Here is a 13075-nt window from a genome sequence, read left to right on the forward strand (position 1 = left end):
GAAATTATGGGAATTTTAATAGAAAATCTTTCGTTTCACTATACAGGGACATCTGTGCTGGATCAGGTGAACCTGGAGGTGAAGGATGGCGATTATGCCATCCTTACCGGTGAAAACGGAAGTGGAAAAAGTACATTTCTGAAGCTTCTTCTGGGCGAACTGAAGGCGCAGGAGGGAAGTATCACTGTAAATGGAAAGGATATTTCTGCCACATTCGGAAAGGGAGATCTGGGATATGTTCCACAGAACAGTATCAGCAGAAACCAGAATTTTCCGGCGACTGTGGAAGAGATCATGATGACAGGGGTGTATTCCTCTTCCTGGAAGGCACGTTTCCGGGCAAAAAAAGAGATCCCGCGTTTGAAAGCCGCACTTGCGGAAATGGAAATGGAAGAGTTCTGGAAAAGAAGGATCGGAGATCTTTCCGGAGGACAGCAGCAGAGGGTTATGCTGGCACGTGCGCTGGCAGGAAAACCGAAGATCCTGATCCTGGATGAGCCTACCACAGGAATGGATATGGTTTCTGTGAAAACACTTGCAGAAGTTCTGAGGAAGCGGAATGAGGAACAGGGGCTGACGATCCTTATGGTTACTCATGGAAATTCCGGTGAGTTTAAAGGAGCAAACCGGTTCTTTAAAGCGGAAGAGGGGAGGATCGACGAAGTATGAGTATTTTACAGTATGGATTTATGCAGAGGGCTTTTCTGGTGGGAATCCTTCTGGCTGTGATCACGCCCTGCATCGGGATCACCATTGTTCTGAAACGGATGTCCATGATCGGAGATGCGCTTTCCCATTCTTCACTGGCCGGTGTTGTGCTGGGACTGATACTTGGAGTGAATCCGGTAGCCGGTGCAGTAGTGATGTGCATCGTAGCTGCTCTTGGAATTGAGGCTATCCGCAAAAAAATCCCGCGTTATTCGGAGGTGGCGATCTCCATCGTCATGTCTGCCGGGATCGGACTGGCCGGTGTGCTGTCCGGCTTTGTGGAAAACGGTGCCAGTCTGAACAGCTTTTTGTTCGGAAGTATTGTGTCCATCAGTGAAGGAGAGCTGGTGCTGGTAGTTGTGATCAGTGTGCTGGTACTGGCAGCAGTGCTGTTTTTTTACAGGGAACTGTTTTATATCGGATTTGATGAAAATGCGGCAAGGATCTCCGGTGTTTCCGTGCGGAATATTAATTTTCTTTTTACTATTCTGACGGCTCTGACAGTTTCCATTGCGTCCCGTACAGTAGGAACCCTGATCGTTTCCTCCATGCTGGTAGTTCCGGTGGCGTGTGGGATGCAGATGGCAAAAAGCTATAAGGGTACACTGATCTGTGCCATTATCGTGGCGGTATGTACCACCATTGCCGGACTGTTTCTTTCCTATTATGCCGGACTGAAACCAGGTGGAATGATCGTTCTTCTTGAGGTTGCGTGGTTTGTAGTTGTGATGACAGTGAAAAGTTTTAACAAATAAAACACATTTTTCCCACAAAGTAAACACAATTAACCCATATACTTTGGAGCATCAAAAGGAAACAGAGAAGAAATTTTTCCCAGGGAGGACTTAACCATGAACAATAACAGAAAATTAAAAATAAAGAAAATGATGAAAAAGGGTGCAACCATCAGCCTGTGTGCAGTACTTGCCGGCGGCATTGGAGTTGGTGCATATGAAGGTATAAATTATTTCTCCGGTGCACAGTCCGTACAGGCGGCAACCGACAGCTCCGAGAATCTGACTCTTATGAAGTCTGATAAAAAATCAAATAAAGACAGCGAAGATACAGAGGCTACAAAATCCTCCGATACAAAGGGCAGTCTGGATGTATCAGATGTTGCTAAGGAGGCAATGCCTTCTGTAGTTGCCATCACAACCAAGTCCGTTCAGGAGGTTCAGGATTATTACAGCATGTTTGGTTCCCAGTATGCGCCGAGCCAGGAGCAGGAAGTTGAAGGAAGCGGTTCCGGTATTATCATCGGAAAAACAGATTCTGAGCTGCTGATCGCCACAAACTATCATGTTGTGGATGGTGCCGATACCTTGTCAGTTGCCTTTGCAGATGGCAAAGCTTATGAGGCTACGGTAAAGGGCTTTGATGAAAACGAGGATCTTGCAGTTGTTTCTGTTGCAACGAAGGATGTTTCGGATGATACAATGGATGCAATTTCTGTTGCAAAGATCGGAAGCTCTGATGATCTGAAGATCGGTGAGCAGGTTGTTGCCATTGGTAATGCACTTGGCTATGGCCAGTCTGTTACTACCGGTATTGTCAGTGCAAAGAACCGTACGACAGATGCATCAGGCCAGATCGAGTCTGGTGATTCTACAGATAACAGCAGCAGTATCAACAAGGGCGTGAACCTGATCCAGACAGATGCGGCTATCAATCCCGGTAACAGTGGCGGTGCGCTTCTGAATATGGATGGTGAGGTTGTTGGTATCAACTCTTCCAAGCTTGCTTCTACTGAGGTTGAAGGTATGGGTTATGCCATTGCGATCTCTGATGTTGCGGATTCTCTTGAGAACATGATGAATGCCAAGGCAAGGGATAAAGTGGATAATCATGGTATCCTTGGTATCACAGGCAGTACAGTAAGTACGGAGGCAGTACAGATTTATGGTATCCCGCAGGGTGTATTTGTTACGGAGGTAACCGAGGGCGGCCCTGCCGATGATGCAGGTATTACCAAGAATATGGTCATTACAGAGTTTGATGGTAAAACGATCACCAGTATCGATCAGCTGGTTGAGCTGCTTCAGTATTATGAGCCGAAGGAAAAGATCGATGTGACGGTTGCAGTTCTGGATGGTAATGAATATAAGGAGAAGACACTTACTGTAAAACTTGGTAAAGATGACAGTTCCAGCAAGGATAGCAAGGACAGCTCTGAGGATAGCACGTCCCAGGATTCCCAGGATGCAGATATCCCAGATATCCAGGGAGGACAGGATGACTCCGATCAGGGGGATGCAGATGCATTTGCTGATGATGGAGAAGCCAGCCTGTTCAGAGATTTTGAGCAGAATGGCTTGCGTGACTGATCAATCCTAAATTGAAGACTCTGTAGTTAATCCGAGATTAGGAAACTACAGAGTCTTTTTCACCCCATCATTTGAAAAAAACAGCCAGAGAGGCCACGCCTCCCGGGCGTCCCTTATTCGAATTTTTTCCAACCTCACTAATGCATACGCAATCGCAAAAGCTCCCACCGGGAAGTTACATTAGTTTTTCGAAAAATATTCTGCAGATGCTTCTGCAAAGTGTTTTCACGGATACCCAGGGACCGGGCAATCTCATCATTGTTTCGATACTGAAAGATCAGCTCGGCGATCTGAAGCTCTCTGGCAGTAAGATGGTTATTGGCCTTCAGGAGCCCGAGGGTTTGCTTAAGACTGTTAGCCTGAGGCTGCTGTTGGACAATCTGATAAAGTACTGCGTTCAAGTGCATGCCAATAGCCTGAAGGAAGAACATATCTTCATTGGTAAAAGGCTCATCCTTCTCCGTGCGAAAGAGCGTAAGGACACCCAGAAGTTCCTGATGGTAGACACTGGCGTACTGCATGGAATCAAAAATGTGGAATTTCCGGTAGCAGTGAACATAGAGCGGAGAGTTCAGACGCTGCTGATCCTCCATCAGATCGCTTTCGCGGACAAGACGAGGTTCACGAGAGTGGAGCAGCCAGAGGAGATGATCTTCATCGGCTACCTTTATGTATTCATTTTCGGCTTCGATGAAGGCTTCCGGGATACAAATGGGACTGGTGAGACGGATGGTGTCGGGATCTTCAGTATTTTCATGGAGAAGGATGCTAGCGTAGCTGTAAGGGATCACCATTTTCAGGCGATGCAGAAATTTAGCCTTGATCTCGTTGAGGCTGGTGCAGGAATAAAGATCGTAGATTATGTCGTTGATCATCAGAAAGGTATTTTTTTCCATGAGGGATCTCCTTTTCTTCAAACAAGATTTTATTAAAATCAGTATACTATCACATATACTTAAAATCAAGTATGCATACTTGAAAAAGATTAATTTAACTCCCAAAATTAAGCATTGTATCAGAGACTGAAAAATAATAGTATATCAGTATCAAAATAATAAAAGCACGAAACGTACGATGGTGTATTGATTGCGGCAGCGCAATGAATACGCCATTTTTTGTTTCACGAAAAGTCTGTTGATGCAAAGGGGCATATCCGTTAAACTGGTATGCCCCTTTTTCATTCACAGAAAGAAAGGGGAAAAAAATGAATACTGGACTGATTGCAATTTTAATTCTTCTGGTAATTATCGTCGGTGCGATCGCAACCAGAAGATGCGTGGAATTTCTGATCGGAGGCTCTCTTCTGGCGGCCATATTTATGTATGGGAAGGATTTCCTGCCGCAATGGTGTACGCTGATCCAGGATGTGCTTGCCGAGAATGTATGGATCGTTCTGGTGTGTGGACTGTTTGGAAGTCTGATCGCTCTTCTTCAGGAGTCGAAGGGTACATTTGGTTTCCAGAAGCTGGTTTCAAAATTTTGTAATACCGAAAGAAAAACCCTTCTTACTACTTTTATTATGGGCATTCTGATCTTTGTGGATGATTACCTGAATGTGCTTTCCATTGGTGTCTGCATGAAAGGTGTCTGCGATAAACGTAAGATCCCGAGAGAGGCACTGGCGTATATGCTGGATGCAACAGGTGCTCCTGTATGTGTATTGCTTCCGTTTTCCACATGGGCAGTTTTTTATGCAAGCCTTTTTATCGATCAGGGAAGTGTAAAGGCACTGGGCTTTAAAACAGGTATTCAGGCTTATATACATGCGATCCCGTATTGCTTTTACCCGATTCTTACCATTGCCATAGTTTTCCTCTTTGCGCTGGGTGTGATGCCGAAGATCGGTGCCATGAAAAAGGCTTATAAGCGTGTGGAGGAGACCGGCAAGGTTTACAGCGATGCCAGCAGAAAATATAACCACGATGACAGAAAGGGCTATGAGGAGGATGGTAATATATGGAATTTTGTGATTCCTATGGGTGTACTGGTTGCCATCGCTATTGCCACCAGTAATCTTCTTCTGGCGGTTGTAGTTTCCCTGATCGTCTGCTTCGTGCTTTATGTACCGCAAAAGGTAGTTGCACTGGATGATTTCTTTAACCTGATCGTCCGTGGCTTTGCGGATATGCTTCCGATCCTGATCCTTCTGGTCATTGCCTTTGTTCTTCAGAAGGTGACAGAGGGAATGGGGATGACAGACTTTATTATTTCTGTTGCAAAGCCGCTTCTCTGGGGGCCTGTTTTCCCGGCCATCGCTTTTGTTCTGGTTGCGGCACTTACCTTTACGACCGGTTCTCTCTGGGGCATGAGTGCAGTAGTTGCGCCCATCGTATTTCCTCTTGGTGCAGTAATCAGTGCAAATCCGATCCTGATCATGGCAGCGATCATTTCCGGAGGTGCATTCGGAAGTCATGCCTGCTTTTATACAGATGCAACACTTCTTTCTTCCCAGAGTGCGGGAATTGATAATATGGAGCATGCGCTGACACAGCTTCCATATGTCATCATTGCAAGTGTACTTTCTGTTGCAGGATTTCTGATCTGTGGTTTTGTGATGTAGGAGGAATGGCTTATGGGAAGATTTATTCTGAGAAGCAAAGCTGTTTTTACAGGCCTTGAAGATTTCCCCAGACCGGCAGCGATTGCAGTAGTAGATAAAAAAATCCAGGCAGTTCTTCCCTGGGATTATCACAGAGATAAGGCTTATGCGGACTGGCCGCTTTACGATTACGGAGAAAAAATGATCATGTCTTCTTTTCTGGATGCACATACCCATCTTTTTTCCGGGGCCGTTGACGGAAGCAGATATGTGTGCTCGGATCTGGGGCGGGGACGCTCCCAGGCGGAATGTGTGAAGATCATTAAGGAATTTGCAGATGCACATCCAGATTATAAAAGGATCCGGGGCTCCGGATGGTTTATCACAAACTGGGGCGATGAGCCTCTTCCGGATAAAAGACTTCTGGATGAGGTCATTCCCGACAGGCCTGTATATCTTTTCTGTGCAGATTGCCACAGCATGTGGCTGAATTCCAGAGCGCTGGAAGAGGCGGGGATCGATCCTGAACGAAAAATGGATAACGGTGTAAATGTAAAGTTTGAAAATGGTGAATTAAGCGGCCTTCTTCTGGAACCGGCGGCCTGTGAACCGGCACAGAAGAAATATATGGAGTTTTCGGAGAAAGAGATGCTGGAGATCCACCGGAATTTCCAGGAGGTTCTGGCTGATTCTGGGATCGCAGCAGCAAGTGAAATGTTTGCAGATGATTACACGGAAGAAACCATGAAGAAATATGACATCCTGAAAAAACTGGATGAGGAAGAGGGGCTTAAAGCACAGATCTTTTCTTATATGAAGCTTTTCGGATATACGGAATTTTCCGGATATTTTAAATTTCAGAAGCATTTTGATTCTCCGCATTTTCACATTGCAGGGGTAAAAGGATTTATTGATGGTGTGACAGAGACCTACACTGGTCTTCTTCTGGAGCCTTATACCGATAAGCCTGAGACCTGCGGTGAGGGACTTCCGTTATGGCCGGAGCGAAAAATGAAAAAAGAGATCATTGCGGCAAACAAGGCGGGGATCCAGGTAAGGCTTCATTGTATCGCAGATGGTTCCGTGCGGATGGCGTTGGATCTTTTTGAAAAATCTGCGGAGGTAAACGGAGCGCATGGTCTTCGAAACACAATAGAGCATATCGAAAATATCCATCCCGATGATCTGGATCGTTTTGCGGAGCTTGATGTAATTCCTTCGGTCCAGCCCTATCATGTAACTCTTGCGGCAAATGGAAAGGTAAACCAGATCGGAGAAAAACGGGCAAGGCTTCAGTGGCCGTTCCGGACTTTGCTGGAGCATGAAGGTGCGCTGGCACTTGGAACGGATTATCCAGTCGTGACCATAGATCCCTTTACGACGATCTATGCGGCAGTTACAAGAAGAGATGATGAGGGAAAGCTGACATCCACAAATCCCTGGGAAAAAATTTCCATGGCAGATACGCTGAAAGCTTATACTTCCGGCGCAGCCCGTGTTTATCATGTGGAAGATTCCATGGGAACCCTGGAGCCGGGAAAAATGGCAGATATTATTGTTCTCAGCGGAGATCTTTTTGAAGTGGATAAGGAAGAGATCCGGATGATGAAGATAGAAGCAAATTATTTTGAAGGTGAAAAGATTAGATAAAGGAGGACGCTTATGGAGCTTCAGAAAATGTTTATTGATGGTGAATGGGTAGAAGGCAGCACAGGAAAATCAGTTCCTACATTAAATCCTTCAAATGGTGAGGTTCTTGCCATGGTGACGGAAGGAAATGCGGAGGATGTTGATAAAGCGATCGCAGCAGCGAGGAGATCTTTTTATGTGACAAGGGAATGGCGTGACATGGATTCCCAGACAAGAGCGGATATCCTTCTTCAGATCGCAGATGCCATTGATGCGGAAAAAGAGGATTTTGCGAAGCTGGACTGCATGGATCATGGAAAGCCGTTAAGAGAGGCAGAGGCTGATGTGGATGACGCAGTGCACTGTTTCCGTTATTATGCCGGAATCTTAAAAATGCCTCATGGTGGTGTTTATGAAGTAAATGAGGGATTTGGAAAAATGCATTCCTATACGGTTCATGAGCCGGTTGGTGTGTGCGGACTGATCACTCCCTGGAATTATCCGCTGCTGATGGGGGTGTGGAAGCTGGCTCCTGCTCTTGCAGCCGGCAACAGTGTGGTATTTAAACCAAGCTCCAACTGTGTGCTTTCCTGCGTGAAGCTGTTTGGAATCTTTGAAAAGATCGGAATGCCGAAGGGCAGTGTGAATCTGATCCTGGGCCCCGGTGGAATTACAGGAAACCGTATTGCGGAGAGTAAAGATGTGGATATGGTCACATTTACCGGAAGTACAGAGGTTGGACAGAGTATTATGCGTGCGGCAGCAGGCAATGTAAAAAAGATCGGCCTCGAGCTTGGCGGAAAATCCCCGAATGTGATCTTTGCAGATGTAGATCTGGACGGTGCTGTGGAATGGGCCATGATCGGTGTTTTCCTGAATCAGGGCGAGGTGTGCTCCGCAGGCTCCAGAATCATCATTGAGGAAAGCATCAAGGATGAATTTGTGAAACGTCTTGCAAAGAAAGTAAATGCCATTACCATTGGAAATCCTATGGAAAATCCGGATATGGGCCCGCTGGTGTCTGAGAGCCATATGAATAAAGTTCTGGGATACATTAAGAAGGGTGTTGAGGAAGGTGCGGCTCTTGTGTGCGGAGGTGAACGCTACACAGAAGGAGAGTGTGCGAAGGGCTTTTATGTAAGACCGACCATATTTGATAACTGTACTCCGGATATGACTATTGTCCGTGAGGAGATTTTCGGACCGGTTGTGACGATCCAGACCTTTAAAACAGAACAGGAGGCCATTGACATGGCAAACGATACGGAGTATGGTCTGGCCGGAGCAGTATTTACTGCTGATGGTTCCAGAGCTCTCAGGGTGATCAAAGAGATCCGTGCAGGTATTACCTGGGTCAACTGTTACAATCCGACGTTTAACGAGGCTCCGTGGGGCGGCTACAAAAAATCCGGAATCGGCCGTGATCTTGGTGTTCAGGGCCTTGAGGAGTATCAGGAGATCAAACAGATCAATATCAATCTGAATCCGGGGATCGTCGGATGGTATGAACATTAAATGTGAAGGGAAAGCGGAATGAAAATGTCCGCTTTGCCGTTTTTCAGGGATGTATTTTTCGGGATATATCAGAAAATGTATCCTTTAGCTTTAATCGGGAGGAACTTATATGGGAAAAAGTAAATATGTAATTACGATCACCAGACAGTTTGGAAGCATGGGTCGTCCTATTGCAAAAAAAATGGCGGAAAAGCTTGGTGTTGAATATTATGACAGGGATATTGTGGATCAGGCTGCAGAGAAGCTGAATCTTCCGGTATCTGTTGTGGACGAAGTGGAGGAGACAGCGAAAAAGGTCAAAGTAAGTCCTTTTGCAAGGATGATGTTTCCTCTTGGAAAAGGAACCAGTAATACGCAGGATAAGATTTTTGAGGCGCAGCAGAATATCATTAAATTCCTTGCGGAAAAAGAGACCTGTATCATTGTTGGAAGGTGTGCGGATTTCACTCTGGAAGAGATGGAAAATGCCATGCATATTTATATTTACGCACCGTATGAGGTTCGTGTGGAGCATTGTGTGAAAGATCTGAATATTGAGGTTGAAGAGGCCAGAAAAATGATCGTGGCTGTTGATGAAGCCCGTGATTCCTATCACATGCAGTATGCAGGCTATCATCCGGATGATAAGAATCATAAGAGTATTCTGGTGGACAGCAGCTTCCTTGGTGTGGAAGGTACGGCAGATTTTCTGGTGGATGCTGTTAAAAGGAAATTTCAGCTGTAGGATATCATGAACTGCAAGAAAAAAAGACAGGTATGATCGCAGACAGGCAGTGAAGGGATGAAGTGCCGTAGTTTATGAAAAAAGAAAGGACTTGATAGATTATGCGGAAATTAACAGTAGCAGCTACGCAGATGGCGTGCAGCTGGGATAGAGAAGCAACACTTGCGAAGGCAGAAAAGCTGGTGCGTGAGGCAGCTGCCAAGGGGGCAGATATCGTTCTTCTGCAGGAACTTTTTGAGACACCGTATTTTTGTCAGAGACATGATTTTGAATATATGGAACTTGCCACAACACTGGAGGATAATCCGGCCGTGAAGCGTTTCCAGCAGGCGGCAAAAGAACTGGATATTGTGATTCCTGTGAGCTTTTTTGAAAAGGCAGGAAATACTGCGTTTAATTCCATTGCGATAATTGATGCGGATGGTACAGTTCTTGGAAAATACAGAAAAACCCATATTCCGGACGGCATGCCTTATGCGGAGAAATTTTTCTTCACACCGGGAGATACAGGTTTTAAAGTGTGGAAAACAAAATATGCGACTATTGGTGTGGGGATCTGCTGGGATCAGTGGTTCCCGGAAGCTGCCAGATGTATGGCACTGCTGGGCGCGGAGATCCTTTTTTATCCGACTGCTATCGGCAGTGAGCCGGTTCTTCAGACAGATTCAAAACCGCACTGGCAGAGATGTATGCAGGGACATGCTGCTGCAAATATCATGCCTGTGATCGCATCTAACCGAATCGGTCATGAGGTGCAGAAGGATTCAGAGATGACGTTTTACGGTTCTTCTTTTATTGCAGATGAGACCGGTGGACTGGTGGCTGAAGCCGACAGAGAGACGGAGGGTGTGATCACTGCAGAGTTTGATCTTGATGCTATCGCACAGAAGAGACGGGAATGGGGCGTTTTCCGGGATCGAAGACCGGAGATGTATGGTACACTTCTGACACATGGCTGCTGATCAAGTGTTTTATAAAAGAGCAGGTGGCAATGCGGATTGCGGATGGCTGCCGGCCTGTGCTATTATAGTTATAAAGAAATATAGAGAGCTTCTGAGAAATACGGGGCTGACAGGAGAATGAATTATGCAGGAACTGATGATCAGGCCGACGATTTACAGCTTTGATAATTGCCGGCAGTTTGCGGAGGAATTTAAGCTTGGTGAGGGAGATTTGCTGTTTACAAATAAAAGGCTGTTTAAGAAGTTTTTTGAGCCGTTGAGTCTTGGCTGTGATGTGATCTTCCGTGAGGATTATGGTAAAGGTGAGCCTACAGATGTGATGGCTGAGGCAATCTGGAAGGATGTGCCGAAGGATGCGAAGCGTGTGGTTTCTGTTGGCGGGGGCAGTATTCTGGATCTTTCCAAGCTGTTTGCACTGGAGAATATTTCTCCGGTTACGGATCTTTATGACGGGCTGCTTCCGATCGTGAAGAATAAGGAGCTGGTTCTGGTTCCGACTACCTGTGGTACGGGTTCTGAGGTGACGAATATTTCGATCCTTTCTCTGACTACGAAGGGTACGAAGAAGGGGCTTGCTGTGGAGCAGCTTTACGGGGATTCTGCGGTGCTGGTCCCGGAGCTTCTGGAGGATCTGCCATTTCAGTTTTTTGCTACCAGTTCGATTGATGCGCTGGTGCATTCTGTGGAGTCCAGTCTTTCTCCTAAGGGGAATGAGACTACAAGGATGTTTGGATATAAGGCGATCGAGATGATCCTGAAGGGTTATATGGAGATCAGGGATCATGGGCAGGAGGCCCGGATTCCGTTGATGAAGGATTTTCTGATGGCGGCTAATTATGCGGGTATTGCCTTTGGTAATGCGGGGTGTGCGGCTGTGCATGCTTTGAGTTATCCGCTGGGTGCTAAGTATCATGTGGCTCATGGGGAGTCGAATTATGCGATGTTTACGGGTGTGCTTAAGAATTATATGGAGATTAAGAGTGACGGAGAGATTGCACGTCTGAATAAATTTATGGCGGAAATTCTTGGATGCGATGTGGATGTTGTTTATGCAGAGATGGAGAAGCTGCTTAATGTGATGATTCCGAAGAAGGCGCTGCATGAATATGGGGTGTCTGAGGCGGAACTTGAGGAGTTTACGGATTCTGTGCTGGAGAACCAGGGCAGGCTGATGGCGAATAATTTTGTGGAATTGGATCGGGAGAGGGTTTATAAGATTTATCGGGAGTGCTTCTGAGCGATTTCCTGGATGCTGGTTTTGGCGAACGGGTCGGTGTGGGTGCCGGCCTGTTCTTTTTTTATACAGAGAACCGTTTGATCAATGTGGTGGATACTTCGATTTTTACGGAGTGGAGGACGGGGGTTTGGATCTCCCGGATCAGCTGGGCGGCGGCTGTCTGGCCCATGAATTTTCGGGGGACGTCGATGGTGGTGAGAGCGGGGTCTATGACGCGGCCTTCGGAGATGTTGTCGAAGCCTGCGATGGCGATGTCTTCGGGTACTTTGTAGCCGCGGAGTTTCAGGGCTTTGATGGCGCCGATAGCGATGAGGTCGTTGTCTGCGAAGTATGCACCGGCAAGAGGGGTTCCGCTGTCTATGATCTCCAGCATGTCGGAGAAGGCTCCTTCGATGGATGGGGAGAGTTCGTGAATGATGGATTTTGCAGTGGACATCCCGTGTTCACGCACTGCCCGGTGAAAACCGTGTGTCCGTTCGCGGAAGTTCGTGATCCTGTAGGAAGAGCAGAGGTGTCCCGGCTGGCGGCCGCAGCGGTCGATGAGGTAGCTGGTGGCCAGATAGGCTCCCTGTGCGTTGTTGATGAGTACACAGCTGCAGTCCGCAGAGTCAAAGTAGGAGTCCAGAAGGATGACAGGGACGGAGAGCTGAAGGAATTCATGACATACGGAAGCAGAGACTTCGGTTCCCAGAAGGATAACACCTGCACACTGGGAAATGCGGAGTTCTTCGATATATTTCTGGAGATCATCGACTTTTTCATAAAGCTGGAAGGTTTTCAGATGGTATCCGTTTTTTCGGCATTCCTGTTCCAGGCCATCGGTGAGTTCTGAAAAGATCGGTGTATAATTTAAGATCGCGTTGTGCGCCCGGCAGATGATGCAGTAGATATCTCCGGACGCATTTTTTTTCATGGAAAGTCGGCTGAAGTCATAGCCGGCTTTTTCTGCTTCCCGGATGACCAGTGCTCTGGTTTCTGTGCTGACGCCGGGTTTTCCGTTCAGTGCCATGGAGACAGCTGTGGCGGAGAGATTTAATCTGGCAGCCAGTTCTTTTGCGGTGATTCCCATATATAAGTTCCTCCGATTTTATAATAAAAAAATTAATCAAGTCAGGTAATCTACCTGGGGTGTAAATATAGCCTGTCCCCAAATAACGAAGTGGATCACGATATCCATCCGATCTGAATTAAGCAAGGTTCCTACAGTGTGTGAATGTTCATCTACTACAGATAATGCAGCAGATTATGAATACCTGCTTTATTCACTGTAGTACATTTTAAAATTGTTTCAATTATAATCTGTTTTTTCCATATTTACAATAATAAAGCGGGAAATAAAGTATAAATAACTTTATTATTCATATAAATAAAGTAAATATCAGGATATCATACAGATAACAAAGATGAACAGAAAAAAATGAATCACATAAAACGAAT

At 46.2% G+C, this 13075-nt stretch carries 11 protein-coding genes; 9 read left to right on the forward strand and 2 right to left on the reverse strand.

Annotation, left to right across the window (positions count from 1 at the left end; translation table 11 throughout):
* The first annotated feature begins 6 nt into the window (after positions 1–6).
* The 3 genes from V9W66_RS10720 (at position 7) to V9W66_RS10730 (ending at position 3032) form a co-directional block, all read left to right on the forward strand.
* A complete protein-coding gene (locus tag V9W66_RS10720; protein ID WP_114002505.1) occupies positions 7–669 on the forward strand; it encodes a metal ABC transporter ATP-binding protein in 663 nt (220 codons plus the stop codon).
* Positions 666–1463 (forward strand): metal ABC transporter permease, encoded by a 798-nt coding sequence (locus tag V9W66_RS10725; RefSeq protein ID WP_144092674.1) that lies wholly within the window; start codon positions 666–668, stop codon positions 1461–1463. Before V9W66_RS10720 ends, V9W66_RS10725 begins: the two co-directional genes overlap by 4 nt.
* 96 nt (positions 1464–1559) lie before the next feature.
* Entirely contained in the window at positions 1560–3032 is a 1473-nt protein-coding gene (locus tag V9W66_RS10730) for a S1C family serine protease (protein WP_144092672.1), read from the forward strand.
* A 137-nt stretch (positions 3033–3169) separates the two neighbouring features.
* Here the strand turns inward: V9W66_RS10730 and V9W66_RS10735 are convergent, their stop codons facing one another.
* Positions 3170–3928, reverse strand: coding sequence for a helix-turn-helix transcriptional regulator (locus V9W66_RS10735; protein ID WP_144092670.1), 759 nt, complete (start codon positions 3926–3928; stop codon positions 3170–3172).
* Between the two features lie 308 nt (positions 3929–4236).
* Between V9W66_RS10735 and V9W66_RS10740 the strand changes: the two genes are divergently transcribed.
* The 6 genes from V9W66_RS10740 to V9W66_RS10765 all read left to right on the forward strand — a co-directional run bounded on the left by V9W66_RS10740 (position 4237) and on the right by V9W66_RS10765 (position 11638).
* Complete coding sequence (locus V9W66_RS10740) at positions 4237–5592, forward strand: Na+/H+ antiporter NhaC family protein (RefSeq protein ID WP_144092668.1); 1356 nt, start codon at positions 4237–4239, stop codon at positions 5590–5592.
* Between the two features lie 12 nt (positions 5593–5604).
* The gene (locus V9W66_RS10745) at positions 5605–7221 is read left to right on the forward strand and encodes an amidohydrolase (RefSeq protein WP_144092666.1); all 1617 of its coding nucleotides are present in this window, start codon (positions 5605–5607) and stop codon (positions 7219–7221) included.
* 12 nt (positions 7222–7233) lie between these two features.
* Entirely contained in the window at positions 7234–8715 is a 1482-nt protein-coding gene (locus V9W66_RS10750) for an aldehyde dehydrogenase family protein (RefSeq protein WP_144092664.1), read from the forward strand.
* A 109-nt stretch (positions 8716–8824) separates the two neighbouring features.
* Positions 8825–9439 (forward strand): AAA family ATPase, encoded by a 615-nt coding sequence (locus tag V9W66_RS10755; RefSeq protein ID WP_144092662.1) that lies wholly within the window; start codon positions 8825–8827, stop codon positions 9437–9439.
* Positions 9440–9540: 101 nt separating this feature from the next.
* On the forward strand, positions 9541–10401 hold the full coding sequence (gene aguB, locus V9W66_RS10760; RefSeq protein ID WP_144092660.1) for an N-carbamoylputrescine amidase: 861 nt from the start codon (positions 9541–9543) through the stop codon (positions 10399–10401).
* 124 nt (positions 10402–10525) lie between these two features.
* The gene (locus V9W66_RS10765; protein ID WP_144092658.1) at positions 10526–11638 is read left to right on the forward strand and encodes a 4-hydroxybutyrate dehydrogenase; all 1113 of its coding nucleotides are present in this window, start codon (positions 10526–10528) and stop codon (positions 11636–11638) included.
* A 61-nt stretch (positions 11639–11699) separates the two neighbouring features.
* On the opposite strand, the gene V9W66_RS10770 is transcribed toward V9W66_RS10765, so the two are convergent.
* Positions 11700–12707: a LacI family DNA-binding transcriptional regulator gene (locus tag V9W66_RS10770; protein ID WP_144092656.1), complete on the reverse strand. Its 1008-nt coding sequence runs from the start codon at positions 12705–12707 to the stop codon at positions 11700–11702.
* Positions 12708–13075: the final 368 nt, after the last annotated feature.

The sequence above is a fragment of the Blautia massiliensis (ex Durand et al. 2017) genome (assembly GCF_051861785.1).
Classification (GTDB): Bacteria; Bacillota; Clostridia; order Lachnospirales; family Lachnospiraceae; genus Blautia_A; species Blautia_A luti_A.